This window comes from Oceanicaulis sp. LC35, assembly GCF_052055585.1.
Taxonomy (GTDB): Bacteria; Pseudomonadota; Alphaproteobacteria; order Caulobacterales; family Maricaulaceae; genus Oceanicaulis.
On the sequence record NZ_CP170485.1, the window covers coordinates 304957 to 331063 of the forward strand.

General features: G+C 62.6%; 26 protein-coding genes and 1 tRNA gene. 14 read left to right on the forward strand and 13 right to left on the reverse strand.

What is annotated here, in order from left to right; all coding sequences use genetic code 11:
- Positions 1-40: 40 nt before the first annotated feature.
- Complete coding sequence (locus ACFELO_RS01425; RefSeq protein ID WP_440958796.1) at positions 41-433, forward strand: VOC family protein; 393 nt, start codon at positions 41-43, stop codon at positions 431-433.
- 56 nt (positions 434-489) lie between these two features.
- Here ACFELO_RS01425 and ACFELO_RS01430 read toward each other — a convergent pair whose 3' ends face one another.
- Positions 490-1095 (reverse strand): hypothetical protein, encoded by a 606-nt coding sequence (locus tag ACFELO_RS01430; protein ID WP_440958797.1) that lies wholly within the window; start codon positions 1093-1095, stop codon positions 490-492.
- Positions 1096-1103: 8 nt separating this feature from the next.
- Entirely contained in the window at positions 1104-1388 is a 285-nt protein-coding gene (locus ACFELO_RS01435; RefSeq protein ID WP_009801976.1) for a DUF2312 domain-containing protein, read from the reverse strand.
- A 172-nt stretch (positions 1389-1560) separates the two neighbouring features.
- Between ACFELO_RS01435 and ACFELO_RS01440 the strand changes: the two genes are divergently transcribed.
- The gene (locus ACFELO_RS01440) at positions 1561-2436 is read left to right on the forward strand and encodes a 50S ribosomal protein L11 methyltransferase (protein ID WP_440958798.1); all 876 of its coding nucleotides are present in this window, start codon (positions 1561-1563) and stop codon (positions 2434-2436) included.
- Positions 2437-2505: 69 nt separating this feature from the next.
- Here the strand turns inward: ACFELO_RS01440 and ACFELO_RS01445 are convergent, their stop codons facing one another.
- Positions 2506-2664: a hypothetical protein gene (locus ACFELO_RS01445; RefSeq protein WP_440958799.1), complete on the reverse strand. Its 159-nt coding sequence runs from the start codon at positions 2662-2664 to the stop codon at positions 2506-2508.
- Positions 2665-2839: 175 nt separating this feature from the next.
- Here ACFELO_RS01445 and ACFELO_RS01450 point away from each other — a divergent pair, with 175 nt between their 5' ends.
- Positions 2840-4675 carry an aminopeptidase P family protein gene (locus ACFELO_RS01450; protein ID WP_440958800.1) on the forward strand — a complete coding sequence of 612 codons (1836 nt, stop codon included), beginning with the start codon at positions 2840-2842 and terminating at the stop codon, positions 4673-4675.
- Positions 4675-5235 carry a hypothetical protein gene (locus ACFELO_RS01455; protein WP_440958801.1) on the forward strand — a complete coding sequence of 187 codons (561 nt, stop codon included), beginning with the start codon at positions 4675-4677 and terminating at the stop codon, positions 5233-5235. Before ACFELO_RS01450 ends, ACFELO_RS01455 begins: the two co-directional genes overlap by 1 nt.
- Positions 5236-5300: 65 nt before the next feature.
- On the opposite strand, the gene ACFELO_RS01460 is transcribed toward ACFELO_RS01455, so the two are convergent.
- From ACFELO_RS01460 to ykgO, 4 genes are all read right to left on the reverse strand, one after another.
- Positions 5301-6140: an alpha/beta fold hydrolase gene (locus ACFELO_RS01460; protein ID WP_440958802.1), complete on the reverse strand. Its 840-nt coding sequence runs from the start codon at positions 6138-6140 to the stop codon at positions 5301-5303.
- A gap of 21 nt (positions 6141-6161) precedes the next feature.
- A complete protein-coding gene (locus ACFELO_RS01465; protein ID WP_440958803.1) occupies positions 6162-6734 on the reverse strand; it encodes a hypothetical protein in 573 nt (190 codons plus the stop codon).
- 116 nt (positions 6735-6850) lie between these two features.
- Positions 6851-7456 (reverse strand): HAD family hydrolase, encoded by a 606-nt coding sequence (locus ACFELO_RS01470; RefSeq protein WP_440958804.1) that lies wholly within the window; start codon positions 7454-7456, stop codon positions 6851-6853.
- Between the two features lie 6 nt (positions 7457-7462).
- Complete coding sequence (ykgO, locus tag ACFELO_RS01475) at positions 7463-7588, reverse strand: type B 50S ribosomal protein L36 (protein ID WP_009801967.1); 126 nt, start codon at positions 7586-7588, stop codon at positions 7463-7465.
- 175 nt (positions 7589-7763) lie between these two features.
- Here ykgO and ACFELO_RS01480 point away from each other — a divergent pair, with 175 nt between their 5' ends.
- On the forward strand, positions 7764-8972 hold the full coding sequence (locus ACFELO_RS01480) for a lytic murein transglycosylase (protein WP_440958805.1): 1209 nt from the start codon (positions 7764-7766) through the stop codon (positions 8970-8972).
- A gap of 7 nt (positions 8973-8979) precedes the next feature.
- Here ACFELO_RS01480 and ACFELO_RS01485 read toward each other — a convergent pair whose 3' ends face one another.
- Together ACFELO_RS01485 and ACFELO_RS01490 are read right to left on the reverse strand one after the other, a co-directional pair.
- Positions 8980-10266: an MFS transporter gene (locus tag ACFELO_RS01485; RefSeq protein ID WP_440958806.1), complete on the reverse strand. Its 1287-nt coding sequence runs from the start codon at positions 10264-10266 to the stop codon at positions 8980-8982.
- Between the two features lie 129 nt (positions 10267-10395).
- The gene (locus tag ACFELO_RS01490; RefSeq protein WP_440958807.1) at positions 10396-10635 is read right to left on the reverse strand and encodes a hypothetical protein; all 240 of its coding nucleotides are present in this window, start codon (positions 10633-10635) and stop codon (positions 10396-10398) included.
- Between ACFELO_RS01490 and ACFELO_RS01495 the strand changes: the two genes are divergently transcribed.
- The 4 genes from ACFELO_RS01495 (at position 10634) to ACFELO_RS01510 (ending at position 15617) form a co-directional block, all read left to right on the forward strand.
- On the forward strand, positions 10634-11287 hold the full coding sequence (locus tag ACFELO_RS01495; RefSeq protein ID WP_440958808.1) for a hypothetical protein: 654 nt from the start codon (positions 10634-10636) through the stop codon (positions 11285-11287). The two genes, ACFELO_RS01490 and ACFELO_RS01495, sit on opposite strands and share 2 nt — an antisense overlap.
- A 297-nt stretch (positions 11288-11584) precedes the next feature.
- Positions 11585-12451 (forward strand): flagellar motor stator protein MotA, encoded by an 867-nt coding sequence (gene motA / locus ACFELO_RS01500; RefSeq protein WP_440958809.1) that lies wholly within the window; start codon positions 11585-11587, stop codon positions 12449-12451.
- Positions 12452-12520: 69 nt separating this feature from the next.
- Entirely contained in the window at positions 12521-14422 is a 1902-nt protein-coding gene (gene mnmC / locus ACFELO_RS01505; protein WP_440958810.1) for a bifunctional tRNA (5-methylaminomethyl-2-thiouridine)(34)-methyltransferase MnmD/FAD-dependent 5-carboxymethylaminomethyl-2-thiouridine(34) oxidoreductase MnmC, read from the forward strand.
- A gap of 340 nt (positions 14423-14762) precedes the next feature.
- The gene (locus ACFELO_RS01510) at positions 14763-15617 is read left to right on the forward strand and encodes a WecB/TagA/CpsF family glycosyltransferase (protein WP_440958811.1); all 855 of its coding nucleotides are present in this window, start codon (positions 14763-14765) and stop codon (positions 15615-15617) included.
- A gap of 117 nt (positions 15618-15734) precedes the next feature.
- Here the strand turns inward: ACFELO_RS01510 and ACFELO_RS01515 are convergent.
- A tRNA-Val gene (locus ACFELO_RS01515) sits at positions 15735-15811 on the reverse strand.
- Between the two features lie 327 nt (positions 15812-16138).
- Between ACFELO_RS01515 and ACFELO_RS01520 the strand changes: the two genes are divergently transcribed.
- The gene (locus ACFELO_RS01520; protein WP_440958812.1) at positions 16139-19249 is read left to right on the forward strand and encodes a TonB-dependent receptor plug domain-containing protein; all 3111 of its coding nucleotides are present in this window, start codon (positions 16139-16141) and stop codon (positions 19247-19249) included.
- Between the two features lie 135 nt (positions 19250-19384).
- Here ACFELO_RS01520 and ACFELO_RS01525 read toward each other — a convergent pair whose 3' ends face one another.
- Positions 19385-20014 (reverse strand): hypothetical protein, encoded by a 630-nt coding sequence (locus ACFELO_RS01525; RefSeq protein ID WP_440958813.1) that lies wholly within the window; start codon positions 20012-20014, stop codon positions 19385-19387.
- A 178-nt stretch (positions 20015-20192) separates the two neighbouring features.
- Between ACFELO_RS01525 and ACFELO_RS01530 the strand changes: the two genes are divergently transcribed.
- Positions 20193-22172, forward strand: a complete 1980-nt coding sequence (locus ACFELO_RS01530; RefSeq protein ID WP_440958814.1) for an alpha/beta hydrolase family protein — start codon at positions 20193-20195, stop codon at positions 22170-22172.
- 58 nt (positions 22173-22230) lie between these two features.
- On the opposite strand, the gene cpdR is transcribed toward ACFELO_RS01530, so the two are convergent.
- Positions 22231-22599: a cell cycle two-component system response regulator CpdR gene (cpdR, locus tag ACFELO_RS01535; RefSeq protein ID WP_440958815.1), complete on the reverse strand. Its 369-nt coding sequence runs from the start codon at positions 22597-22599 to the stop codon at positions 22231-22233.
- Positions 22600-22745: 146 nt separating this feature from the next.
- Between cpdR and ACFELO_RS01540 the strand changes: the two genes are divergently transcribed.
- The 3 genes from ACFELO_RS01540 (at position 22746) to ACFELO_RS01550 (ending at position 25012) form a co-directional block, all read left to right on the forward strand.
- Positions 22746-23618, forward strand: coding sequence for an N-formylglutamate amidohydrolase (locus ACFELO_RS01540; protein ID WP_440958816.1), 873 nt, complete (start codon positions 22746-22748; stop codon positions 23616-23618).
- A gap of 170 nt (positions 23619-23788) precedes the next feature.
- Positions 23789-24181: a helix-turn-helix domain-containing protein gene (locus ACFELO_RS01545; protein WP_440958817.1), complete on the forward strand. Its 393-nt coding sequence runs from the start codon at positions 23789-23791 to the stop codon at positions 24179-24181.
- A 27-nt stretch (positions 24182-24208) separates the two neighbouring features.
- On the forward strand, positions 24209-25012 hold the full coding sequence (locus ACFELO_RS01550) for an inositol monophosphatase family protein (protein ID WP_440958818.1): 804 nt from the start codon (positions 24209-24211) through the stop codon (positions 25010-25012).
- A gap of 47 nt (positions 25013-25059) precedes the next feature.
- Here the strand turns inward: ACFELO_RS01550 and ACFELO_RS01555 are convergent, their stop codons facing one another.
- Positions 25060-26016: a class I SAM-dependent methyltransferase gene (locus ACFELO_RS01555; protein ID WP_440958819.1), complete on the reverse strand. Its 957-nt coding sequence runs from the start codon at positions 26014-26016 to the stop codon at positions 25060-25062.
- Between the last annotated feature and the right edge of the window lie 91 nt (positions 26017-26107).

Consider the following 26107-nt stretch of genomic DNA (forward strand, 5'->3'; position numbering starts at 1 on the left):
GATAAGTGGGCCGAATGGCCCCTCGCAGAAGGAGGACTGCATGTTCAATCACATCATGGTCGGCTCGAACGATATCGAGCGGTCCAAGCGCTTTTACGACGCCGTTCTGGGCGTTCTGGGCGCAGGCGAGCCTGTGCGCAATGAAGCGCCGACCGGTCATATCCGCCTGTTCTACATCCATGATGGGAACGTCTTCTGCGTCAGCGAGCCGATTGACGGTCAAGCCGCGACGGCCGGGAATGGCGGCACGATCGGCTTCAAATGCCAATCCTTTGAGCAACTGAAAGAGTTCCACGATGTGGCGGTCGCTCATGGCGGCAGGTCCATCGAGGACCCGCCCGGCCTGCGTCAGGGCTCGCTGGGGGCGATCAATCTTGCCTATGTACGTGATCCGGACGGCCACAAGCTCTGCGCCATCCACCGCGTGGGCTAGGAGTTTTGGAAAGGCGGGCGAGAGCCCGCCTTTTTCATTCGCGTCGAGACGCGGAGCTAGTCTTTCCCGCCGTCGATCACCCGGAAGCCGCGCCGCGGCGGGGTAGGCGGTTCGGACGGCGGGTCTGACGGCGCCTCATCCGTCACAGGCGCCTCTGGCGTCTCGATCACCTCTGGCGTGAAGCCCTTGCGCACGAGGCCGGACTTGCGCAGCTCCTGCACCGGGTCGGGCGCAGCGTCCTCGACAGGGGCGATGACATCTTCATGGATGTCGCGATCGCGGGAGCGGCGCTCAGGCCCCTTGCGCTTGAAGCCTGAGCCCTTGGTCTTGAAGCTCGACCCGCCGCCACGCGAGAAGCCCTTGGGCGCCTTGCCCTTGGCCTTCTTCTCGATTTCCTTGAGCTTGGCGAGCTGGAGCGTGGACAGCGCCTCGCCGTCAGCGCCCAGCGACGGGTCGGCATAGGCCGAGCCGAACGTGTTCAGGCGCTCCTCGATAGAGCTCATGAACTCGTCCTCCCAGTCAGTCAGCTCGATCCGGGCGGCTTCAGCGGCGTCGGGATTGTCGTCTTCAGCCTTGGCGATGGCGCGCTCGACGGCGGCCTTGGCCCGGCGGATGCGGGCCAGGGCCTTGCGGGTCGACTTGTCATCAACCTCACGCGCCATGACGAGCCTTAGTGTTCGCCGACCGCGCCCAGATACAGCTCCAGAAGCGCTTCCATTTCCTGGCGCTCATGGGCGTCCTGTTTGCGCAGGGAGATCACCTTGCGCAGCACCTTGGTGTCATAGCCCATGGATTTGGCTTCGGCGTAGACTTCCTTGATGTCGGCGGCGACGCCGGCCTTGTCTTCTTCAAGACGCTCGATGCGGGCCACAAGCGCGCGGAGCTGGTCGCGGGCGGCGGCGCCGATGGCGTCAGATTCGTCTTTCTCGGGGGTCGAGGCGGCAAAGTCGGCCATGAAGGTCTCCTGGCGGGGATTTACGATCTTGCCCTCATCGATAGGCGAGCAGGGCGGGGCGGGGCAAGCCGGTCGTGACGCGTAAAGCCGATCTGATGCAGACGCGTTGCATGCTTTCCTTATCCCCGAAGAGTCTTTAGAGCCCTTGCCAGCACGAAACAGGAGACCTTGCATGACCACGCTCTGGCGCCTTGAAGCGCGCGGCCCGATGGCGATCATTCGCGCAGCGAATGAGCGTCTGGACGCGGCCCTTGAACCCCTGCCGGTCAGCTGGTCCATGTTCGAGGACGGCTCGCCGGAAGCGGGCCGCATCGACATCCTGTTTGATCATGAGCCCGACGCAGAGGCCTTCGCCATCGAGGCCGGTCTTGAGCATGAGTATGTGGAAATCCTGTTCGGCCCGCTGCCGGATGAAGACTGGATCGCCATGTCGCTGGAAGGCTTGCCGAGCGTCGAGGCGGGCCGCTTCCTGGTGTATGGCGAGCACACCTCGTCAGACCTGAGCGAGGGTCAGATCGGTTTGTGGATCGAAGCCGGCCCGGCTTTCGGCACCGGCCATCACGGCACCACCAAGGGCTGTCTGGAAGCGCTCGACCGGATCGACCAGTCCGGCTTCCATCCCAAAACCGTTCTGGATCTCGGGACCGGCACGGGCCTTCTGGCCATCGCGGCGGCGAAAATCTGGTCTGATTGCGAGATCCTCGCCACCGATATCGATGAGGAATCCGTCATCGAGACGGTGGAGAACACCGCCAAGAACAATGTCAAACCTCGCATCGAGGCGGTGACGGCTGACGGCTTCCACCATCCGGTGTTCGACGGCGCGAAATTCGAGCTGATCTTCGCCAATATTCTGGCGGGCCCGCTGATCACGCTGGCGCCGGAAATCGCGGCCCGGCTTGAAGCCGGCGGTCGGATCATCCTGTCGGGGCTTCTGGAAGAGCAGTCTGAAAAGGTCGAGGCGGCCTATGACGCAGAAGGTCTGACGCTGATCGACAAGGCGATCCTGGATGGCTGGGCGACGCTTGTGTACGCCAGCAAGGCCTAGGCCCATAAAGAAAAAGCGCGCCAGCTGTGAGGCCTGGCGCGCTTTTAACAAAGCCGGAGAGAGATCGGCTTAGAGTTTGCGGACGCGATCGGCGAGGCCGATTTTCTCGAACAGCGAGTTGGCGTCGGTGTTGCGCGGACGGGCGCGTACGCCTGCCGTTTCCGCGCGGCGCGTGGAGCGCAGGCCGTCGCAGGCGTTCAGGCGAAGATGAGCGTCATGATGGAACATGGCGGGGCTCCCAAAGGGCGTGAATTTCGTGAGCCCGGATATGGCCTTGAACGTTTTGTTTAGCCATATCCAATCGCGCAGGTCCGCTCTGCGTTTCTGCAAGGCGGGCGGCGTCGCTGCTCACTGTCGCACAGATGAGATTGATAAGGCGATGGCGCGAGCCTAGCTTGTGCGCATGACCCATCAGATCCAGCAGTTTCACGTGAAGGGCGGGCCTCAATACGGGCGCGACAACCTTCCCAAGCTCCGCGCCAGCCTGGCCCAAGCCGGTCTGGACGGTTTCCTGATCCCGCACGAGGACGAGTACAATAACGAGTACTTGCCTGCGAACGCCGAACGTCTGGCCTGGGCCACCGGTTTCACCGGGTCCGCCGGCGCTGCGGCGGTGCTCGGCGACAAGGCCGCGGTTTTCGTGGATGGTCGCTATACCGAGCAGGTCAAATCCCAGGTCGATAACAGCCTCTATGATTATGAGGACCTGGTGAAGACCGGCATGGCGGGCTGGATCCGCAAGACCGCCAAGCCGGGCCAGGTGATCGGCTATGATCCGCGCCTGCACTCTCCGGACGCGCTCGCCAGGCTTCAGGAAGCCGCTGACAAGACCGGCGCCAAGCTGGTTGCGGTCGAGACCAACCCGATTGACGCCGCCTGGGAAGACCGTCCCGCCGCGCCGATGGCGGCTGTGCACCCCCAGCCGCTGGACGTTGCGGGCGAGGCCCATGGCGACAAGCGCAAGCGCATTGGCGCGGATGTGAAGGAAGATGGCGCGGACGCCGCCGTGATCACCGATCCGGCTTCCATCGCCTGGCTGTTCAATATTCGCGGCGGCGATGTGGCGTGCACGCCCCTGCCGCTGTCCTCGGCCATTCTCGAGCCATCCGGTCAGGCCACGCTGTTCATCAATGAAGCCAAGCTGACCGACGCGACCCGCAGCCATCTCGGGAATGAAGTCGCGATCCGGCCCGAAACCGAATTCGCCGACGGTCTGAAAGCACTGTCCGGCAAGACCGTCCGCGTCGATCCGGCCACCGCATCTGTCTGGGTGGTCCAGCAGCTTGAAGGCGCGGACGCGAAGGTTCAGCGCAAGTCTGATCCGGTGGCGTTGCCCAAGGCGTGCAAGAACCCGGTCGAGGTGGAAGGCAGCCGTCAGGCGCATATCCGCGACGGCGCGGCCATTGTGCGTTTCCTGCACTGGCTCGATACCGAAGCCCAGTCCGGCGAGATGGACGAGATCCGCGCGGCGATGAAGCTGGAAGAGTTCCGGCACATGTCGCCCCAGCTCAAGGACATCTCTTTCGAGACGATTTCTGCGGCGGGCCCGAACGGCGCCTTCCCGCACTATCGGGTGAACACGGACTCCAATCGCAAGCTGAAGCAGGGCTCGCTGTTCCTCGTGGATTCCGGCGGCCAGTATCCCGACGGCACGACCGACATCACCCGCACGGTTCCCATTGGCGAGCCGACCGCGCAGATGCGTCGCCACTTCACCCTGGTGCTCAAGGGTCATATCGCCCTGTCACGCATCCGCTTCCCTGAAGGCACGTCGGGCCATGCGCTGGATGCGCTGGCGCGTCAGCCGCTGTGGATGGCGGGGCTCGATTACGATCACGGCACCGGTCACGGCGTGGGCAGCTATCTGGGCGTTCACGAAGGCCCGCAGCGCATTTCCAAGGCGCCGAACGCCATTGCGCTTGAAACCGGCATGATCGTCTCCAACGAGCCGGGTTATTATCAGGTGGGCGATTACGGCATCCGCATCGAGAACCTGCAGGTGGTTACGCCCGCCGAGCCGGTTCCGGGCGGCAATCGCTCCATGCACGGGTTTGAGACCCTGACCATGGCGCCGATGCACCGGGCGCTGGTGGATGTGTCCTTGCTCGACAAGGACGAGCTGGTGTGGCTCGACGCCTACCACGCCGATGTGCGCAAGAAGGTTCTGCCGCTGCTCGATGGCGAGGCGGCGAGCTGGCTGGTGAAGGCCTGCGAACCCTTCCTGAACGCCACGCCCTGATGAGAGCTCTGGCTCTGACCTGTGTGAAAGCGAGCCTGCGCCTTGCCGCCGGGCTCGCTTTTGCGCTGGGGCTGACCGCCTGCTTCGCCAGCGAGGAGGAGCTGGTGGGCTATTGGGGCGCCGATCGCCCCGTGGCTGAGGGCGTTTACGCCCACACGCCCACCCATCCCGATGGCCGCGAATGGGACCGCCCGACCTGGACCGGCGCAATAACCGTGTCCCAGAGGCGATATGTCTCCGACGAACCGAACTTCCCGCATCAGAACGCCCGCTTCCATGAGCTGTTTGACGACGTCTATATCGTCCAGTCCCCGCGTGAGGATGGCGTCGGCTATGGCCTCGCCTTCGTCTATGAGGACGGTCGTGTAGTGAGCTATCACCAGCCCTCCTGCTCGGATGTGGAAGAGGCGGTGCTGGATGCGGCGGGCGTCAGTCTGGATGCGGAGGGCTATTGCCCGATCCATGATCTGGATCAGCTGGAAACCGTGATGCGGGGCCTCTATGAGGCGGCGGAAGGCCAGCTGCGCGTGGATGGCGTCTATCGGCGGGTAGAGGGTTAGGTTTCGACCTTTCCTCGCTTCGCTGCGGGCGGGCGTTCGCCCTTGCGAACCCTGCGGGTTCGAGACTAACGCTTGCGCGCGAATACGTCCTGCACCGCTTTTGTCACTTCATGGGAATAGCCATGGTGCAGGTTGTGGCCCGCCTTGGGAAACAGCCGCACCTCGCCATGGGGCAGGGATTTGGCCACCGGTTCGGCATGTCGGCTGGTGCGCACCACGGTGTCCTTGGGCCCCGCCAGTATCACCACCGGCTGGGTGATCTCGCTGTAGCGGGTTTCCTGTTCGGCGAGATGGAGGTTCACCTTCGCCATATCCGCTGCGTTGGCTTTCCAGACTGACGGGGTGAACAGGCGCTCCAGCTGCGCGGACTCGATATAGCCGGTCGGGACGGGTTCGGGGTGGAAGGCGCTGGCGACCCCCTTTTCCAGCTGCCCCGGCCCGATCATGGGCGCGATCACATGGCTGATCAGCGGGCCGATTACGGGCCAGCCCGTCATCTTGTTGTAGTCCGCAGCTTCCCCGACCCAGGCGCGCGCCGCCGGGCTGACCAGCACGCCGCCGCCCACATGGTGCGGATAATCCATCAGAAGGCGCAGCGCGATCGCCGCCCCCCAGGAATGACCCAGCACCACGGCTCTCGGAACGCCGAGGGCTGTCAGGAAATGGGCGATCAGCTCGGCTTCGCGCCGGGGCGACCACGGGCCCCTGGGACGCTCGCTCCAGCCCAGACCTGGCCGATCCAGCCAGATGACGCGATAGGCTTCCAGCGCCCCTGAGAGCGCCATGAGCGGCTCGTACAAAGAGGTGGACGCGCCGTGCAGCACCAGCACGACCGGGGCGGTCTCCGGCCCTGTAATGAGATGGTGAAGTTTGACGCCGCCCAGTTCGATGAAATCGCCTGTCATGCGTCAGCCCCCAAACCGCGCCTAGAGCGCGCGTCCCGCCAGCTCGCGCTCGAGCCGGGCAAGGGCGGGGCCAGCCGCCGGGTGCAGGGGGTAGAGCATCACCGCTTCGCGATAGGCCTCCATCGCCGCCTCCCGCGCCTGCGCCTGCTCAAGCGCCCGTCCCAGAAGCGCCCAGGCGTCAAACCGGCGCTCATCCAGCGTCACCGCCTGATTGAGCGCTTGCAGGGCGAATTCCCAGTCCGCCGCCTGAACCGCCAGCTCGGCGGAAACCACCCAGCCCTCGGCATAGTCCGGCTCCAGCGCGCGCAAATGGTCATAGCTGCGCCAGGCAGTGTTGATATCGCCGCGTTCGCGCGCTTCAGCGCCGCGTTGCAGGAGCAGGTCTGCGGTCGCGCCTGCTTGCTGACGCCAGAGCGAGCGCACTTCATCGGCCAGATTGGCGGCGCGGTCTTCATCGGTCTCGCTGGCGAGCGACAACAGCTTGTCGTCCAGATGCGCGTCGATGGACTGATGCACGCGCGGCTCGGCCGTCTCCTGCGTTGGAGCGAGGTCAAGCGGCATCGCCTGCAGGGCGGCCAGGAGGCTGAGCAGCATCATCGCCGCTGAGGATACGCGTCCTGACCCATGCGGCAAGCAGGCTCTGCGTTTTCAGGGTGAAGAGTTTGCACTTGCACAGCGCTGCGGGCGGGCGTTGAGCCCGGATGCGCGGGCTAGAGCGCGATCCCGTGATCGCGGATCGCCTGTATCGCGCCCTCGGCGCCGCGGAAGACATGGCCCTTGAAGCCCGCTTCGATGCCGGCGCGGATATTGTCCTCGCGATCATCGATGAACAGCACGTCCTCAGGCGCGTGGCCGATGCGGTCGATGGTCAGCTGATAAAGACGGGGATCGGGTTTGACCATCTTCTCCGCGCCCGAGACCACGACGGTGTCAAACGCGGCGATCTTGGGATAGGTCTCTTCGATATGAGACCATTTCTCGGCGGGCAGATTGGTCAGGGCGTATTGCGCGACGCCTTGCGCGTTCAGGGCGTCCACAACCGCTTCCATGCCAGTGATCCAGCCGTCGAACATGTCCGGCCAGTGCGTGTCCCAGGCCGTGATCAGCTCGGCCTTGTCGGGGTGGGCGTCAATCAGGGGCTTGCGGTTCTCGGCCATGGGCACGCCGCGATCATGCTCGGTGTGCCAGGCCATCGTACAAACACCGCCGAGGAATTGCTCCACGGCGGCGTCGTCAGATAACAGAGATCTGTAGACCCGGCGCGGGTCCCAGTCGACCAGGGTATGCCCCAGGTCCCAGAGAACCGCGCGCGACACGGCTGTCTAGCCGGCGCGGGCTTTGAAGCGCGGGTCGGTTTTGTTGATCACGTAGACCTTGCCGCGACGGCGCACGACTTGGCAGTCGCGGTGGCGGTTTTTCAAGGACTTCAGGGAGCTGCGCACTTTCATGGTCGTCGCCCTAGCTAAAAGCGGGTGGAGGACATAACGGCCCCCGGAAAATTCAAGAGGGCGCGATGTACTCAACCCTCAGCGCAGAGTCAACGCTTCTGGCGCCTCGCAAGTGCGCGCAAGCAGCGTTATCATCTGCTTCGGCGAGGGGCGCAAAGGCGAGTTCAGGATCTTCATGATGGTACGTACACTGTTCAAGGCTGCGGTTCTGACCGCGACCGTGCTGGTTTCATCAGCGGCGGGCGCGCAGGAGACAAGCTTTGAGGATTGGGCCAACGGCTTCCGCACACGCCTGGCCGATCATGGCGCCCAGCCGGCCACGATTGCGCTGATGATGGACGGGCTGGAGCCTGATTCCCGCATCATCGAGCGCGATCAGTCCCAGCCTGAATTCGTGCGTCCGGTCTGGCAGTATCTCGAAGGCGCAGCGTCCGATGCGCGCACTCAGAACGGCCTCAGCGCTCAGGCAACCCATCGCGACTCCCTTGAACGGGTCGAATCACAATTTGGCGTCGATGCGGACATTCTCACCGCCGTCTGGGGGCTTGAGAGCGCCTATGGCGTCATTCAGGGTGATTTCGACATTGTCCGCTCGCTGGCGACGCTCGCCTGGGAAGGTCGCCGCCGCAGCTTCGCCGAGAGCCAGTTGCTGGCTGTCTCTGAAATGCTGGAGCGCGGCTACGCTGATCGTGACCAGCTGACAGGCAGCTGGGCGGGGGCGATGGGCCAGACCCAGTTCATTCCCACCACCTACATGCGGACGGCTGTGGATGTGGAAGGTGATGGCCACCGCGACATCTGGAGCAGTGAAATTGATGCGCTGGGATCAGCCGCAAACCTGCTGCGCAGCGAGGGCTGGCAGACCGGCGCGCCGGTCGTCACCGAAGTCGCTCTGCCGGAGGGTTTTGACTTTGCGGGCTGGGAAGAACGCGACCGCCGCGCCGTGTCGGCCTGGGCGATGGATGGCGTGCGGCCGGTGAGCGGGGAGTGGAGCCCGGATGATCTGTATCGTCCCGCCCGCATCGTGCTGCCTGCAGGCGCGTCGGGTCCGGCCTTCATGGCCTTCACCAATTTCGACGTCATCATGCGCTACAACAATTCAACCGCCTATGCGCTGGGCGTCAGCTATCTCGCCAAGCGTTTTGACGGGCTGGATGCGCTGCCGGGCGGCTGGCCGGAAGACAATCCGCCGATCACCCGCTCCCAATCGCGTGAGCTGCAGCAGACCCTGACCGATCTTGGTCATGACACACGGGGCGTGGACGGTATTTTCGGGGCGAACAGCCGCGCGGCGCTGAAATCCTTCCAGGCCGCCAATGGCCTGACGCCGGACGGCTATGCCGGGCGTCTGGCGTATGAGGCGGTGATGGCGCGGGCGCAGTAAGTCCCGCTCAGGCGGGCGGCGTGTCCTCGACATTGGGGACCAGCGCCGCCGTCGTCTCTCGGACGCGCGGATGCAGGAGCGCCAGCGCGCAGCCAATCACGGCGAGGCTGGCGTTCAATTCGAACGGGGCTGCTGGCGCGACGCTCTGATAGAGCCACAGCCCGGTAATGGGCGCGATCATGAAGCCCACGCCCGCCGTGGCGGTGGTCAGACCCGCCGCCCGGCCTTGCTCTTCAGGTTCGACCGCCAGCGACGCGCCCGCGGTGAAGCCTGAGCGGGCGAGGCCGAAGCCGAAACTGTTGAACATGTAGCCCACCACGATCACCGCGTAGTTGGGCGCGAAGACCATGGTCACATTGCCCAGCACCACCATCACCGCCCCGATGATCATCAGAACGCGCGGAGAGGTGTTCAGCACCGGGATCACGACAAGCTGGGCGAAGATCAGGCCCGCCGCGCCTGCGGTAAGCGCGATCGAGCCCAGCTGCAGCCCGCCCGCCGCGTCCATGCCCAAGCGGTCCATGATGTAAAAGCTCAGCGATTGCAGGCTCGCCGCCTGGGCCATCCACATGGCGCAGCCATAGATCATGAAGGCGGTCAGGCGCGGATCCGCCGCGAACTTGAACTGTACCAGCGGATTGATGGGGCGGCCCTTTTTCTGGGGCGGGGTCTGTTCAGGCAGGAACAGGCGCACGCACACCGCCGCCACGCCCACCAGCAAGGCGACCAGCACCATGAAGGTGGAAATGCCGATCCGGTGGGAGAAAAAGCCCGCCAGCGCCGGACCGATCACGGTCCCAAGCCCGAACGCTGCTGTCAGGCTCGACAGGGCTCGGGTGCGCTTTGCAGGTTCGGTGCGGTCGGCCACATAGGCTTGCGCGGCGGGGTTCGTCGCTGAGCCCAGCCCGCCAAAGATCGACCGCGCCATCGCCATGGCGATGATCGCCGCCATGGGCGGCAGAAGGCCCACCTGACCCGCCCATGCGCCCGCCGCAAAGACGAGGCAGGAGCCTGCAAAGGCGGACAAGCCGAACACGATCAGCGGGCGGCGGCCATGCCGGTCTGACAAGGCGCCCCAGACCGGGCTCATCACCAGAAACAGAAGCGCGGAAACCGTGTAGATTGCCCCGACAAATATCTCGTCCACCTGTAGCTCCCGCGCCAGCGGCGGCAGGATCGCAAACAGCATGGAATTGCCGATGGAGGTCGCGATCAGGCACAGGAATAAAAGCCGGAAGGCGCGCCTGCGCACATCAGGGCTCGACGGATTGGCGGGATCATAGGGCGGGTTCATAGGCTTACAGACATAGGCCCGCCCGCCCGCGCCGTCCATGCCTATGCGAGCAGGGCGGCTATGCGTGGGGCTCGTACAGCTAGCCCGCACATTAAGGGGCAAGACGAAGGGGTAACTAACTCAGAAGCGTCACGGGCTGCCTATCTGCGACGCAAAGCCAATTGGAAGTTTCTCGACTTCCGGTTCGGCTTCCGGTTTCAAGAACAGAGATAGCCGCGCTTGGTCTGCGGGGGCATATGGCACAGCGTAAGCCGTGGAAAAGATTTGTAGGCAGATATGCATATCGGTGGGAAATTGAAGTAACCCATGCTCCAACAACACCTGAAAATACTTGCGTGACACTGGCGGATATTCAATGATGGCATCCATGAAATCTTGCGCAGCGACGATCGTGATGGGCTTGCATATCGTCGGGTGTGTCGAATTGCCTGCAACATACCCAGCGCAAGGCCTGATCGTGGTAAGCGATGAGGATGCTAGTCCGTGTGCTGCAATTCTTGATTTACGACCCCTGAGCAGTGAAGAGCGCGTGATCGCATTTGAAGCGGTAAGTGAACGGGTGGGGGCGCGGATTTACCGGAGTGACTTTCCTACTCTCTTTGAAGTGGGTTTATTCCGCGCGCATCCCTGTTCACAGATAGAGCTGGAAGCCGACATCGATGTGTTTGCGCGTGACTTACTTGATATCGAGGACCCAGTGATTACGGCCTCTCCCGATAGCCATGTGATATTTGTAGAAAACTACGAGGGCCTTACTTCTGAACAACAATTGTTGGCGCTTGTTGATCGGGGAAACACAGGTGGCTACTGCGAGGTTCGGAAAGAATACGACCTTTCTACCAATTACATGTATCTAGGGCTTGGAGCTACCGCAGTTATGCGTGATCAGGCTTTTCCATTGATAGACTTTTATCAGTCAAATAACGTAGTTGATTATACATTCTATATTCCCTGCGGATCGCAGGTCGATTCATATGTATCTGATGCAGAGTCTAAGGTGTTCAGATCCGAACCAAATTAAGGCGAATGCTTTGTGGGTAATTAGAGGCAGCTGACTTGTGTTTGAGAGAGCGGGCCAGCTGTGGCAACCATGTGGCTGTCGTCGTGCTTGGTGCTGGGGCTTATGTTCGAGCATCAAACACGGACGGGCGAAATGAGTAGCGCCCCAGCCAACTCCAGAGTCTTTCCCACCTCCTAACAGCACGCAAACCCGGCCTTAAGCATCAGCGCGTATAACCGTCCCGAAATCGGACGCTGAAGGCGACAGAGCGGCAGGAGCCGCCGGGTCTTCAGACGTTGCCTAGAACGGGTGGTGGGAATGTTTCAGATTATCGGGATTGTGGTCCTGTTCGGCATGGTGTTCGGCGGCTTTACGCTCGCCGGTGGTCACTTCGACATCATCGTCGCGGCCTTGCCGTTCGAACTGATGATGATCGGCGGCGCTGCGATCGGCGCCTTCCTGATCTCTAACTCCATGGGCACGGTCACCAAGACGGCGGGCGATTTCGCCAAGCTGATCTCCGGCCCCAAATGGGGCAAGCAGGATTATATGGACCTGCTGACCCTCTTGTTTCAGCTGACCAAGACCATGAAGACCAAGGGCGTGATCGCGCTGGAGACTCATATCGAGAACCCGCACGACAGCTCGATCTTCTCCGCCTATCCCAAGATCATGAAGGACCATTTCGCCATCGACTTCATCTGCGACACGCTGCGGATGATGACGATGAACCTCGAGGACCCGCACCAGGTCGAGGACGCGATGGAAAAGCAGATCGAAAAGCACCATCACGAGGCCGCCACCCCGGCCCACGCCCTGCAAAGCATGGCCGACGCCCTTCCGGCGCTGGGGATCGTGGCCGCAGTGCTGGGCATCATCAAGACCATGGGCGCGATCGACTCGCCCCCGACGGTGCTGGGCGCCAAGATCGGCTCGGCGCTGGTGGGGACGTTCCTCGGGGTGTTCCTGGCCTATGGCCTGGTCGGCCCGTTCGCGGCGCGCCTGAACGAGATCTACGAAGAAGAGGGCGCTTTCTACAAGATCATCCAGGCGGTTCTGGTGGCGCACCTGCACGGCAACGCCGCCCAGATCTCCGTCGAGATCGGTCGCGGCAATGTGCCGAGCTCCTTCCAGCCGAGCTTCGCCGAGCTTGAGGAAGCCAGCTCCAACGCGCCGACGATCTAGGCTCACGCGCAGCGCATTTGACATTTCCCCTTGCGCCCGCCCTGGTCTTTGGCCAAGGCGGGCGCTGTCATGTCTGAAAACCTTGATCCTTACGCCCTCAAACGCCCCCACGCACGGATCGACTGGACCGAGACCGGCCCGGTCGCAGTGGATGCGGGCGATGTCTATTTCTCCGCCGAGGATGGCCTGGCGGAAACCCGCTCGGTTTTCCTGCAAGCCGCGAATTTCCCGGATCGTTTCGCCAAGGGGCGCTCGACCGTGGTGGCCGAGCTGGGCTTTGGCACCGGGCTGAACTTTCTGGCGCTGTGGGATCTGTTTGTGAAAACCGCGCCGTCTGATGCGCGCCTGCACTTTGTCAGCATAGAGGGCTTCCCGCTTCACAAGGCGGATGCGGAGCGGGCGCTGTCAGCCTTTCCCGAGCTGGCGGCGTTAAGCGCGCAACTGACCGAAGTCTGGCCAAGCCCGCACAAAGGCCCGCACCGGCGTGTGTTCGAGAACGGCCGCGTCATGCTGACCGTCTTTCATGATCTGGCCGAGACCGCGCTGCCGAACATGGCGTTCAAGGCGGATGCCTGGTTCCTTGATGGCTTCGCGCCCGCCAAGAACCCCGACATGTGGGACACCGATGTCTTCGCCGAACTGGCGCGATTGAGCGCGCCCGGCGCTCCGGCGGTCACGTTTACGGTGGCGGGCGCTGTCAGGCGCGGCCTCGCAGCGGCTGGCTTCAGTGTCGAGAAAAAGCCCGGCTTCGGGCGCAAGCGCGAACGGCTGGAAGCCATCTTCAAGGGCGCCGAACACGTGGCGGAGCCGACGCCTTTCCCCTCAGCGCAACCGACAGACGGCCCCATCGCCATCATTGGCGGCGGCATCGCCGCAGCCAGTCTGGTTCACGCTTTAGCCCTGAGGGGGCGCAGCGTGGATGTGTTCGCAGAAGGCGGCTGGGCGGCTGGGGCTTCTGGCGCGCCACGTGGCTTGCTGACGCCCAGGCTGGAGCTGGGCGACCGTCCGCACAATCGCGCCCTGCTGGCGGCGTTCGACTATGCGCGCACGCTCTATCGCGATCTCGTGGGGTTCGAGCCCACCGGCGTAGTGCGACTGGCGGCGGACACAAAGGGCGCGGAGCGTCTGGTTCAGCTGGCGGATGCGCTGGATGACAGCTTCAGCTTTCTGGACCCCGTCGAAGCGGCGGATAGATGCGGGCTCGGCGGCGAGGCGGGGGCGCTGTGGATGTCCAACGCCGCTCAGATCCGGCCCGAGGCGCTTGTTCCCGCTCTGGCGGGGGGCGCGGCCTGTCAGGATGTGAGGATCGATCGTTTGGAGCAGGTTGAGGGCGGTTGGCGGCTTCAGGGCGCAGGCGGCGGCGTCTTCGGGCCTTATGCCGGGGTCGTCCTGGCGGGCGGATGGGAACAGCATGCGCTCCTGTCAGAGCATGGCCTGTCTCTTGAGCCCACGGCGGGGCAGGTGGGTCTGTTTGACAGCACCTTTGACCTGCGCGCGCCCGCCAATTGGGGCGGGTACGCCGCCCGGCTGGATGATCTGATGCTGATCGGCGCAACCCATGAGAAAAGCGCCGATCCGGGCGCGATCGAGGATGCGGAAGAGGCCTTGCGAACCTTGGCTGAGGCCGCGCCGGGCGGGCCCATCCCGCTGGGTGAACGTCAGGGGAGTTGGTCAGGCGTCCGCGCGGCGGTCGCGGACCGTTTGCCGCTTGTAGGCGCTTTGCCGCCAGCCGGGTTTGAAACGGTCTGGCGCAGTCATGCAAAGGGCGGCCCCGCGCCACACGATGCGCCCCTGGCGCCTTCCGGTCTTTTCGTCCTAGGCGGTTTCGGGGCGCGCGGTTTCGCACACGCGCCACTCCTCGCCGAGGCCCTCGTCAGCGCGCTTTGCGATGAACCAGCCCCGCTCGAGCGCGCCGCGCTCGCAAGTCTGCACCCGGCGCGCTTCGCCTGGCGGGCCCTGCGCCGGGGATGAGGGCTCAAAGCTGAGGTTCAGAAGCGGACAGCGCCGGCTCAAACAGTCCGCGCGGGTGCCCAGACGCACATAAGCCGGGCCGCCCAGCTCCAGGGTGAGGGGCCCGCTTTGAAGCTGCACATAGGCGCCTGCCGCCCGGCCAGCCTGCCCGGGTGAGGCCAGAAGCAGCAGGCCGGCGGCGACGGAGCCCAGCGTTAAAGCCAGAACATGATCAGAGACGGGCATGGCGTTTCATCCGTGGCGGGTTTGCCGGTAAGATGCACGCAGGCGCGCCATTGGATGCGGCGCCCTTTTTGCTCCTGTTTGCTTGACGTCATTCTGACTGGAGCAAAACGGCACGATGAACGCGCATCTTGATCCCGGAACGCTGAACGCCGTGTCCTCACAGGAGGCCTGGAGTGGTCAGGATCGTAGGCAGAGTGCGCGCCATATCTGGTTCCTGAATGCGGCGTTTGACCGGATCTCGGCCGATGTCGCGCTCAAACGCATCGCCGAACGTCCCGCATCGGCGCCGTTTGCCTTCGTGGTCACCCCCAATGTGGATCATCTGGTCCGGCTGCAGGGCGAAACCGTGCTGGCCCGGCTCTACGCCCAGGCCTGGCTGACGGTCTGTGACAGCCGGGTTCTGGAGTTGATTGCCGAGCTGTCAGGCCAGGAGGTGGATGTCACGACGGGCTCCGACCTGACCGAGGCCTTGTTTGATCAAGTGATTGATCCGAGTGAGCCGGTTGTCGTGATCGGCGGCGGTGAAGGGGTTATCGAGGGGCTCAAGGCGCGGTACGGCCTGACCGATATTCGCTGGCATCAGCCGCCCATGGGCCTGAAGTCCAACCCTGAGGCGATCGCCGAGTGCGCCGCCTTTGTGGCCGCCAATCCGTGCCGCTTCAGCTTTTTGTGTGTGGGATCGCCCCAGCAGGAGCTGGTGGCGGAAGCCTGTCTCGAGCGCGGTGACTGTACGGGCGTGGGCCTGTGCGTGGGCGCTTCTCTGGACTTCTTGTCCGGCAAGGCGCGTCGGGCGCCCAGATGGATGCAGACCCTGCGCCTTGAATGGATGTTCCGCCTGATGGCGGAGCCTCGCCGCATGTGGAAGCGCTATCTGGTGGATGGCTCGAAGGTTGTGGCGCTGTGGTGGGGCTGGCGTCGGGCCCGCACCCGCCTGCGTGATCTCGAGCAGGATCTGCTCGACCGTCTCTGAGTCTTTTCAGTCACAGGCACAAGACAGGGCCGCGCTCAGCGCGGCCTTGGTCTATGAGCGCATGAGCGTTCTTCTGACGTGTCAGAAGGTCGGGTCTTGAGGATGCTGGGTAGGGAATGGTGGGCGCGACAAGATTCGAACTTGTGACCCCTACGATGTCAACGTAGTGCTCTGACCAACTGAGCTACGCGCCCGCTATGGCTTGCCATAGGCCCTGCGACCGGGGCCGCGAGGGAGGACGCGTAATAAGTCGGACGACTTGGCCCTGTCAATCGCTCAGACTGCCCAGTGACGAATGTTTTGCAGCTCGTTCTGCATGCGCCGCCCCGGCTTCCCGCGCCTGACGGGATTATTGCAAAAAAGCAACATTGGGGGCGAAAGCCGTACGAGAATGTGTCAAATCTGTGATCCGGCTCTTTGAGGCTTCCTTTTCCTGATTTAGAAATCTGCGCAAGCGTAAAAAAATATGCGCTACCGCCTTCGTCCAACTGGGCGAAGATCAAATCCGAAGGGGAACGATCGTGAGCATTTCTACTAAAGAGCGCCTGTTGCGCTCGACCGTTCTGGCTGGCGTTGCGGCGCTGTCCATGGGCGGCGCCCCGGTTTTCGCTCAAGAAGCGGATCAATCGGCACAGACTCAGGAAGAGGAAGAAGAAGCCTCTGAAGACACCATCGTGGTGACGGGTTCGCGGATTCGCCGCGACTCCTTTACCTCGACCGCACCGCTGCAGGTGATCGACTCTGAAGAAATCCGTGACGCCGGTCTGATCGACGCCGCGCAAATCCTTCAGACGACCACCGTTGCACAGGGCGTGCAGCTGGACTCCACCATCACCTCGGCTTTCGTCACCGACGGCGGCCCGGGCGCGAACAACGTCTCGCTGCGTGGCCTGAACCCTGACCAGACCCTGGTCCTGATCAACGGCCGTCGCTTCGCACCGGCTGGTGTGGAAGGCGCTCCGGCGCTTCCGGACGTGAACCTGATCCCGTCCTCGATGATTTCTCGCATCGACATCCTGCTTGACGGCGCGTCTTCCGTTTACGGTTCTGACGCCGTGGCCGGCGTGGTCAACGTGATCCTGCGCGACGAGTTCGACGGCCTGCAGGTCGACGGCTTCGTGTCCGTGCCGGAACAGTCTGGCGGCGACTCGCAACGCTGGAACATCCTGATGGGTGACTCCACCGAGCGTTCGTCCTTCATGTTCGCCATGGAATACTTCAACCAGGACGAGCTTGAAGTTCGTGACCGCGACTGGGCTCAAGATCCCGACAGCGGCCTGTACTGCTCGCGCGACATCGAGCTGGACGCCAACGGCAACATGCTGTCCGAGTGCGAAGGCTCCATCATCAACCGTGCGCGTATCTACTCCGCATACGTTGACGGCAATGTTGACCTGACCAACTACAACCCGTCCCTGCAAGGCCGTGACGTGTACTTCAACGGCGCAGAAGATTTCGGCCTTCTGGTCGGCACCGGCTTCGGTACGGGTGATTCTGCAGACCTGCGTGCGCGTTCTTCCTACCTGGAAGGCGGCGATGACATCATCCCGCAATCCCAGCGTTACTCGATGTTCCTGACCGCCAACCGCGACCTGGGTCCGGTGTTCGGCATCGAAGGCATCAACGCATTCATCGAGGCCTCGCACTCCAACAGCCAGACCGCTGTGAAGAACACCTTCCACGGTCAGCTCTTCCCGACCGTTCCGGGCTCCAACCCGTTCAACCCGTTCGGCGTTGACGCGGTTCCGATCCTGTCGCTGCCGGTCGAGCGCGGCAACATTGACCTGGAAGTCCAGCAGACCCGCCTGATCGGCGGCCTGACGGGCGACCTGGCGGCCATCAACGCTCCGCAGTGGAGCTGGGAACTGTTCGCTGGTTACACCCGCTCCATGGGTTACTCCTCGCGTCCGGGTATCGATGAAGACCGTCTGCGTCACAGCATCTACACCACCCGCGTCGAGAACGGCGAAATCGTCTGCGGCACGCCGCAAGACGCTGAACTGTTCGGCTTCCTTGGCCCGGACAGCTGTGTGCCGGTCAACCTGTTCGCTCCGAGCCTCTATGCTTATGACGGCCAAAGCGCGACCTCTTTCGCAACGCAGGAAGAGCTCGACTATCTGCTGATCGAACGCACCGTGACCACCACGGTTGATCAGAAGATCGCTGGCGGCTTCGTGACCGGCCCGGTCTTCACCCTGCCGGCTGGCGACGTCTCCGTCGTGGCGGGTGTCGAATGGCGTGAAGATGGCCTGGACTCCGGTGTGGACACCGTTGCGGCTCAAGGCCGTGGCGCCGGCTTCTTCGCCGACCGTCTGTCCCGTGGCTCCGTGAACCTGCTCGAGTTCTACGGCGAAGCTTCCATCCCGGTCCTGTCCGGCGTGGCGTTCGCTGAAGACCTCACGATCGACCTGGCGGCGCGTCTGACCGACCACGAATTCTACGGTGAGAACGAAACCTACTCGATCCGTGGTTCCTGGTCTCCGACCAACTCGCTGACCTTCCGCGGCACCTACGGCACGTCCTTCCGCGCGCCGAACGTGCGGGAACTGTTCCTGGGCGGCCAGACGGGTTTCTCCTCGGGCTTCGCCGATCCGTGCGTCGTGCCGAGTGCAGCTCAGAACGCTGGCGTCTATGACCCGACCGAAGACAACCGTGATCCGATCGTGATCGCGAACTGTCAGGCTGAAGGTGTGGATCCGTTCTCTCTGGGTCTGACCGGCACCCCGTCGATCGAATCCTTCCGCGCAGGTAACCCGGGTCTGGATCCGGAAACCTCCGAAGCGATCAGCTATGGTGCGGTCTTCGAGCAGCCTTGGTTTGACGGTTTCGACCTGACCCTGGGCGTGACCTACTTCGACATCTCCGTCGATGACTCCATCGCCATCCCGGGCACCGCATTCTCTCTGAGCGAGTGCTACAACTCCTCAGATTTCCCGAACAACGTGTTCTGCTCGCGTCGTGAACGTGATCCGAACACCGGGCTTCTGCGGTTCGTGGACAACACGCCGTTCAACGTTTCGACCCAGGAAACCTCTGGCGTCGACTTCAACGCGCGTTTCAACTACGACATTCCGGAAAGCTTCTTCGGCGGCTTCAACCTGGACGTGAACACCGTCTGGACCTGGTCTGACGAGATCCTCAACCAGACCACCGCTGACTCCGAAGTGAACAACTACGTTGGTGACTGGGGCAACCCCGAATGGCGCGGTACGCTGAACACGCGTATCAGCCGTGGTGACTGGTCGGCTCTGTGGCGGATGCGTTATGTGGGTGAGCAAGCCTCTATCTACAACGACACCACCCCGGGTTCCGACACCCCGTACGGTCAGCGTATCTACGCAGCTTGCGAAATGGCTGGTTGCGTCGAGAACGACGATCCGTCCACCCCGTGGCTGGACTTCTCTTCGGTCGTTACCGAAGCTGATGCTCAGTACTACCACGACCTGTCGGTGTCCTACTCTCGCGACACCTGGGTCATCCGCGCTGGTGTGAACAACGTGTTCGACGAAGATCCGGTCATCATCGACCAGGACGCTTCCGGCAGCACCCAAGCTTCCTCCAACGCACAGCTGGGCTCGGGTTACGACCTCCTTGGCCGTCGCTTCTTCCTGAACGTGACCAAGCAGTTCTAATCCAGCAAGCAATTGCTGAACTAACAGAGGCCCGCAGCTTAGCTGCGGGCCTCTTCTTTTGGGCTCTGACGCGCAACGAAAAAGGCCCGCAGCATGTGCTGCGGGCCTTGTTTGTGTGCGTTCTTTCGGGGCGCTTTAGTCGATGCGCTGGACCCGGATCGCGCGACCTTCCCCTTCGATACGCAGGAAATAGCCACCGAAGGATGCGGTTCTGATTTCCGCGGACAGGTTCTGCGTATTGCGCGGGATCGAGAAGCGCATGCCGTCAGTGACTTCCCAGACCTGACCATTGGTCATGTGGAAGCGTTTGGTGTTGTAGCCGTGGGTGGAAATCCGGTCGATCTGCATCATGACGCGGCTGGGATCGCCGCTGCTGTTGCGCTCGATGATTTCGGTGTCGGGCGCAACCTGGCCGGATCCGTTTTCTCCCGCGAGTGCTTCGCCATCCTGTTGGCCGAACGACGGAAACTGCGGGGTGGGGATGGACGGGAAGCGCAGCGCGGACCCTGCCGTCGTATCCGGACGACCAAAATCATCCCCTTCGCCAACAGCGACGGCGGTGTCTGATTGCGATGCGGCGGAGCCGGTTTGTGCGGCGTTGGTCGCGCTGCCGCCGCCCATGACGATGTCAAAGCAGCTCAGGCGCGCCTGATCATTGGTGATCTGGGCGCACCGGGCGAGCGCTTCGGCGCGGGAATCCTGTGCGAAGCTGATCGGGGTTGCGGCCGCAGCCAGAACCGTGCAAGTCAACAATGTTCGGATCAATTTCTGCACTCCTGCGAACGGATGTTTTTTGAGACGCGTTCCGTCCAATCATATACCCTCTAAGCTTGAAGGCGAACAGGTATTGAAGTTACCTAGAGCCCTAAATCACATAGACGTTCAGGGGAGAACGGAAGTGTTTCTGAAACATGCCAGATGGGCATCCTCGGCCTTAGGGGCCTTGGCGCTCAGCTTCATGGTTGGCGGAGGGGCGGCAAACGCCCAGCCGACCATAGATCTCAGTGCGTATGCACGCCTGCCGGAAATCACGCAGGTCCGGATTTCACCCAATGGCGAGCAGCTCGCCATGCTCACCGGCGCAGACCGCTCCGAGATGAGATTGCTGGTCACGTCGCTCAATGGCGGCCCGGCTCAGGCTTTTGACGCGAGCTCGCAGGACATCAACGACCTGCTGGCGTTCGGCGTGAATTGGCTGTCTGACCGCTATCTGCTGGTCTCTTACCGGGAGCGGACCCGTCTTCCTGGCGCGCCCGCTGATCAGGCCGACATTGGCCGTCTGGTCGTCTGGGACCTGGAAGAGGGCGATTACACGGAGTTCGCTCCGAACGCCCAGATCGAGGCCATCCTTCCGGATCAGCCGAACAAGATCATCGTTTCCGCCAGCATTGCCCGCTTCCGTGAAGGCGCTGCAGGGCGCAACCGCGGTGATGGCCGGTATGTGGAAGTGAACCTGTACGAGTATGATCTCGACCGGGACGACTATCGCCGTATTCTGCGTGGCACGCCCAACACGTCCAACTGGGTGCTTGACGCCAACGCCAATCCGATCGCGCGCCAGGATTTCTCCTATGAGGATCGCTGGCTGCGGGTGTTCCGTCTGGACCAGCGCAATGCGCAGATGGTCCATGAGGAAGACATCGCGTTTGATGATTTTGGCCGGTCTGGCCGCCGTATCGAGGCGCGCGTCGGTAACCTGGTGGCGCCGAGCGCCGACGGGAGCGGTGTCTGGTTCGCCGAGCTCGTGGATGATGACCTGATGCGCGGCTCCCTGTTTGATCTTCAAACGGGCGAGATCCAGAGCAGTCTGGTGGCGCCGGAAGGCTTTGACCTGGGCGGCTTCGTGACGGACTGGCGTACAGGCGCCGTGATTGCGGCATCCTGGGATGGCCGTCGCCGGGGCTACACCTGGTTCGACGACGAATTTGGCCAGCTGCACCAGCAGATCAGCGAGATATTTCCCGACAGTGATGTCGCGCTGAGCAGCTGGGACCGTGACGCCAACCGGTTCGTGATCTCCGTCTCCGGCGGTCAGACCTCGACCGATTATTATCTTCTGGATCGCAGCTCGGGTGAGCTGTCCTTCCTGCAGACCCAGTACCCGGAAGTTCCGCAAGACCGCATTCACCCGGTCGAGACGGTGGAATACCGCTCCAGCGACGGCCTGCGTCTCTGGGGTTATATGACCCATCCTGTGGATCGCCCGCTTGAAAACCTGCCCATGGTGGTGCTGCCGCACGGTGGTCCCCAGGCCCGGGATTCCTACGGCTTTGACTTCTGGGCCCAGCCGCTGGCTGAAATGGGTTATCTGGTGTTCCAGCCGCAGTTCCGCGGTTCTGACGGTCAGGGCGATGACTTTGTCCGCCTGGGTCATGGCGAATGGGGCCGGCTGATGCAGGACGATGTGACCACATCGGTCCAGCATTTTGTCGAGCAGGGCATGGTCGATGCGGACCGCGTCTGCATCTTTGGCTGGTCTTACGGCGGGTATGCCGCGCTGGCCGGCTACTCACTGACGCCGGACACCTATCGTTGCGCCATCGCCGGCGCTCCGGTGTCGGACATTCTGGACATGATGGCCTGGCAGGGAAATCAGCCCGGCGGTGTCGGTTCGGTGAACTACTGGACCGAATACATAGGCGATTGGCGCACGCAGCGTGATGAAATGATCGCCATTTCTCCGGCGCGCAACATTCCGGCGAATGCGCCTGCGCTGATGCTGATCCACGGCCGTGAAGACTTCATCGTGCCGTACGAGCAGTCCGAGATCATGCGCGACGCCGTTCAGGCTGCGGGCAAACCGGTTGAACTGGTGACGATCGAAGGCGACGGACACAATCTGTTGTTCCGCAATTCGCGGATGATCACCGTGCAGGCGCTCCATGACTTCCTGATGGAGCACAATCCGCCGGATCCGCGTTGATCTTGAAACTTTGAAGATCCTGATCAGCCCCCTCTTGGAAAAGAGGGGGCTGATTGATTCAGGCGGCAGCCACGACCTTGGCGACTTCATCCACGAGGTCGCGCAGGTGGAAGGGCTTTGACAGGACCTTGGCCTGGTTGGGCGCTTGCGCCCCTGCGTTCAGCGCCACGGCTGCAAAGCCGGTGATGAACATGATTTTCAGCCCTGCGTCGATCTGCGCCGCGCGTCGCGCCAGCTCAATGCCGTCTACGCCGGGCATGACGATATCCGTCAGCAGCAATTCATAGGCGCCGGGCGTTTCGCCCAGGGCGTCGAGCCCTTCCTCGCCATCCGCCACGGCGTCCACTTCATGGCCGGCGCGATTGAGCGCCTTGGCCAGGAAGTCGCGCATGGAGTCATCGTCTTCTGCGAGAAGAATGCGGGCCATCGCCGCCCCCTTGTCTGTTTCCACCAACGGAAAGGCTAACCCAAACTCGTAAAAGTCACCTGAACGCACTGGCAGTGGCGGAGCTGATTTGTCAGTGGGCTCCTATGTCTCATTGACCTGCAGCGTACAGGGCTCACAATCGACGCATGCAACCGGCCCAAGACTCTCTGATTGGCGACATTTATGAACCCGTGATGGTTCATGAGCCTGAGGTGCGCACATCGCCCTTCATCTTCGCCTCGCCCCATTCCGGGCGGTGCTATGAGGACGGGTTCCTGAAACAGGCCTGTGCGCCCTTGACGGTGCTGCGTCGGTCAGAGGACGCCTATGTAGATCAGTTCTTCAGCTGTGTGACCGAGCTAGGCGCAAGTTTTGTCGAGGCGGTCTTTCCGCGCGCCTTTGTAGACCCGAACCGGGGGCCGGACGAGCTGGACGCCAGATTGTTTGACGGGGTTCCTGCGGCTGGTTTTGCGCCGCCCAATGCCCGGACCTCGGCTGGTCTTGGCGTGATCCCGCGACTGGCGGCGGACGGGCGCAGCATTCATCCGGGCAAGATCGACTATTGTGAGGGGCGTCGAAGACTAGACGCGTATTACCGTCCTTATCACGAAGCTTTGAAGAACCAGATCCGTCAGATCGTTGACCAGTTCGGGCACGCAGTTCTGATTGATTGCCACTCCATGCCGTCCTCATCCGGACGAGGGGCGGATATCGTACTTGGAGATCGATTTGGCGCGTCCTGCGGGAGAAATTTGATCAACCATGCAGAAGCGTATTTCAAATCACTGGGCTTTGCGGTAACCCGGAACCGTCCATATGCCGGGGGGTACACGACGGAGCACTATGGTCAGCCTTTGATTGGCGTCCATGTGATGCAAGTAGAAATCAATCGCGGATTGTATTTGCACGAAGCCGATGTGCAACCTTCGTCTAATATGGCCAACTTGACAGAACGCCTTCAGACGTGGGCCAAGTCTATGATTTATACAGAGCACACAGGTAGACTTGCCGCGGAGTAAAGTTTTTTGGAAAGCATATTCCAAGAGTCTTTCCTGGAGCGCGATTTGTGCTGCTGTGTTCACTTGCGAGGCGAGCTGTGCTGTGCCATATCTCAGGTGTCATTGAAGTGTCGTGTTGCGATGATGACGGGGGAGTCGCAACGAGAAAAGTTTGATCGAGGGTTTTCACAATGACCAATGCAATTGACCATCACGTGGGTAAGCGGATCCGTCGCCGTCGCCGTCTGTTGGGCCTGACCCAGCAGCAGCTTGCGCAATCGGTCGGTATTCGCTTCCAGCAAATCCAGAAGTATGAAAGCGGCGCCAACCGCGTCAGCGCATCTCGCCTGTTCGAGCTCGCTGAAGCGCTCGATGTGCCGGTGCAGTACTTCTACGAAGGCCTTCAAGGGTCTGGCGAATCCGCCGCGCCTGAAGGCGAGAACGTCGCTGCTGACGTGCTCTCCCAGAAAGAGACGCTCGATCTGGTCCGCGCTTACTACAAGCTCAATGAGCGGCCGCGTCGTCGTCTTCTCGAGCTGGCCCGGTCCCTGGACCCGGATGCCCGGGGTGAAAACGTCGCCTAATCGCTGACGTCAAACGCCGAGTTCCTGATGCCCGATCTGGATGTGACTGCAGAGTTGGCGCTGGCCGCTCAACTGGCGGACGCTGCGCGTCCCATTGCTCTGCAGCACTTCCGGACCGGGCTTCGCGTCGACGCCAAGCCGGCGCACGAGTTTGATCCCGTTACCGAAGCAGATCGCGCCATCGAGGCGCGGATCCGTGCGCTTCTGGCCGAGGCCCGTCCTCAGGATGGCGTGCTGGGTGAAGAGCAGGCGGAGACCGTCGGTCAATCGGGGCGAACCTGGGTTATTGACCCGATTGATGGCACACGTGCCTTCATTGCAGGACTGCCGACCTGGTGCGTTCTGATTGCGCTATACGGGCCGGATGGCCCCCTTCTTTCCATTATCGACCAGCCGTTCACGGGCGAGCGCTATAGCGGCGTTTTGAATGAAGCGGCGTGGTTGGAGCATGCAGGTTCGCGACAACCGCTTCGAACCCGCTCGGGTGTGGAGCGGATTGAGGACGCGATCGTGTCGACAACCGATCCCGGGCTCTTTGCCGGGGAGGAAGCTGAATGCTTCAGCATCCTGTCGCAAGGCGCGAAAGTGCGCCGCTACGGTTTGGACGCCTATGCCTATGCCGCACTGGCGGCAGGGGGCGTGGATCTGGTGATCGAGAGCGGGCTCAAGGCCTGGGATGTGGGCGCCCTGATCCCTGTGGTCAGCGGTGCGGGCGGGGTCATTACGAACTGGCGCGGCGGCCCGGCTCATGAGGGCGGGCAGATGCTTGCGGCGGCGACGCCCCAACTGCATGCCCGGGCGCTGGACCTGCTGGCGCCGGCTGCGCGATAGGCTGAAGCAAAAACGCCGGCCTAGCGGACCAGACCGGCGTTTGCGTTCTACTCGCCCGCGGGTTTTCTGAACAACAGGGTCATCCGGTCAGATTCCCCGATCGCGTCATAGGGCGCGCGGTCGAAGTTCGGATCCGCCGGTTCACCGAAATCAGAGGTGCGCGACACCGGCGGCAGGGTCCAGACGCCAAACGGGTGGTCGGCGGTGTCGGCCGGATTGGCGTTGATCTCGCTGGCTTCAACCAGCTCGAAGCCCGCCTCTTCCGCCATGGAGACCACAAGGTCCTGCTGGACATAGCCGGTGCTGGCGCGCGGATCCTGAACGCGGTCCGCCGGCAGGCGGTGCTGGACCAGGCCCAGAACGCCGCCCGGTGCGAGCGCATCATAGAAATCGCTGAAGGCTTTCTCCGCGATGCCGCGGCTCATCCACGAATGGGTGTTGCGGAAGGTTACGATGGCGTCGACGGAACCCGGCTCTGCGATGGGGCCGGTTTCGCTGTCAAACGTCGCCATGGTCACGTCGCCAAAAGGTTCGTCGCCGAACTTGTCTTCAAAGCTCTGACGGAAGGCGAGGGCGCGTTCATTGTCCGGCGCGATGTCAGACCAGACGGCGATGTATTCGCCGCCATTGGCATTGATCCAGGGCGCCAGCACATCCGTGTACCAGCCGCCGCCCGGCCAGATTTCCATGACGCGACCGGACGGATCGATGCCAAAGAACTCAAGGGTTTCCTGCGGATGGCGGTAGGCGTCGCGCGCTTGCGCGTCATCGCCGCGCCAGTCGCCTTCCAGGGCCCAGCTCAGGCTGCCAGCCTCGGCGCCTTCGGCCTCGTCCATCATGTCCTGAGCGCCGTCGAGGCCCTCATCCATGCTGGCGGAGTCGTCGGCGGACATGTCTGCGGCGGGTGCGGAAGCATCCTGCTCCTCGTCCGCAGTCGGGGCGCCGCAGGCGGCCAGGACGGCGCAGGCCGAGACGGTGAAAAGAAGGGCTGTCAGACGTTGCATGTACTCACTCCGGTTAGCCGAGATTGTGCTGATCATAGAGCTGGAATGCACTCGCTCACAATGGCGCGAGCGCGTTCGTTGACGCGAAGTT

Bases quoted from the DNA above. Each gene is read 5' to 3' on its own strand.
- ACFELO_RS01425 (WP_440958796.1), top strand. From the start codon at position 41: ATGTTCAATCACATCATGGTCGGCTCGAACGATATCGAGCGGTCCAAG.
- ACFELO_RS01430 (WP_440958797.1), bottom strand. From the start codon at position 1,095: ATGGCGCGTGAGGTTGATGACAAGTCGACCCGCAAGGCCCTGGCCCGC.
- ACFELO_RS01435 (WP_009801976.1), bottom strand. From the start codon at position 1,388: ATGGCCGACTTTGCCGCCTCGACCCCCGAGAAAGACGAATCTGACGCC.
- ACFELO_RS01440 (WP_440958798.1), top strand. From the start codon at position 1,561: ATGACCACGCTCTGGCGCCTTGAAGCGCGCGGCCCGATGGCGATCATT.
- ACFELO_RS01445 (WP_440958799.1), bottom strand. From the start codon at position 2,664: ATGTTCCATCATGACGCTCATCTTCGCCTGAACGCCTGCGACGGCCTG.
- ACFELO_RS01450 (WP_440958800.1), top strand. From the start codon at position 2,840: ATGACCCATCAGATCCAGCAGTTTCACGTGAAGGGCGGGCCTCAATAC.
- ACFELO_RS01455 (WP_440958801.1), top strand. From the start codon at position 4,675: ATGAGAGCTCTGGCTCTGACCTGTGTGAAAGCGAGCCTGCGCCTTGCC.
- ACFELO_RS01460 (WP_440958802.1), bottom strand. From the start codon at position 6,140: ATGACAGGCGATTTCATCGAACTGGGCGGCGTCAAACTTCACCATCTC.
- ACFELO_RS01465 (WP_440958803.1), bottom strand. From the start codon at position 6,734: ATGCTGCTCAGCCTCCTGGCCGCCCTGCAGGCGATGCCGCTTGACCTC.
- ykgO (WP_009801967.1), bottom strand. From the start codon at position 7,588: ATGAAAGTGCGCAGCTCCCTGAAGTCCTTGAAAAACCGCCACCGCGAC.
- ACFELO_RS01480 (WP_440958805.1), top strand. From the start codon at position 7,764: ATGATGGTACGTACACTGTTCAAGGCTGCGGTTCTGACCGCGACCGTG.
- ACFELO_RS01485 (WP_440958806.1), bottom strand. From the start codon at position 10,266: ATGAACCCGCCCTATGATCCCGCCAATCCGTCGAGCCCTGATGTGCGC.
- ACFELO_RS01495 (WP_440958808.1), top strand. From the start codon at position 10,634: ATGAAATCTTGCGCAGCGACGATCGTGATGGGCTTGCATATCGTCGGG.
- ACFELO_RS01490 (WP_440958807.1), bottom strand. From the start codon at position 10,635: ATGGATGCCATCATTGAATATCCGCCAGTGTCACGCAAGTATTTTCAG.
- motA (WP_440958809.1), top strand. From the start codon at position 11,585: ATGTTTCAGATTATCGGGATTGTGGTCCTGTTCGGCATGGTGTTCGGC.
- mnmC (WP_440958810.1), top strand. From the start codon at position 12,521: ATGTCTGAAAACCTTGATCCTTACGCCCTCAAACGCCCCCACGCACGG.
- ACFELO_RS01510 (WP_440958811.1), top strand. From the start codon at position 14,763: ATGAACGCGCATCTTGATCCCGGAACGCTGAACGCCGTGTCCTCACAG.
- cpdR (WP_440958815.1), bottom strand. From the start codon at position 22,599: ATGGCCCGCATTCTTCTCGCAGAAGACGATGACTCCATGCGCGACTTC.
- ACFELO_RS01540 (WP_440958816.1), top strand. From the start codon at position 22,746: ATGCAACCGGCCCAAGACTCTCTGATTGGCGACATTTATGAACCCGTG.
- ACFELO_RS01545 (WP_440958817.1), top strand. From the start codon at position 23,789: ATGACCAATGCAATTGACCATCACGTGGGTAAGCGGATCCGTCGCCGT.
- ACFELO_RS01550 (WP_440958818.1), top strand. From the start codon at position 24,209: ATGCCCGATCTGGATGTGACTGCAGAGTTGGCGCTGGCCGCTCAACTG.
- ACFELO_RS01555 (WP_440958819.1), bottom strand. From the start codon at position 26,016: ATGCAACGTCTGACAGCCCTTCTTTTCACCGTCTCGGCCTGCGCCGTC.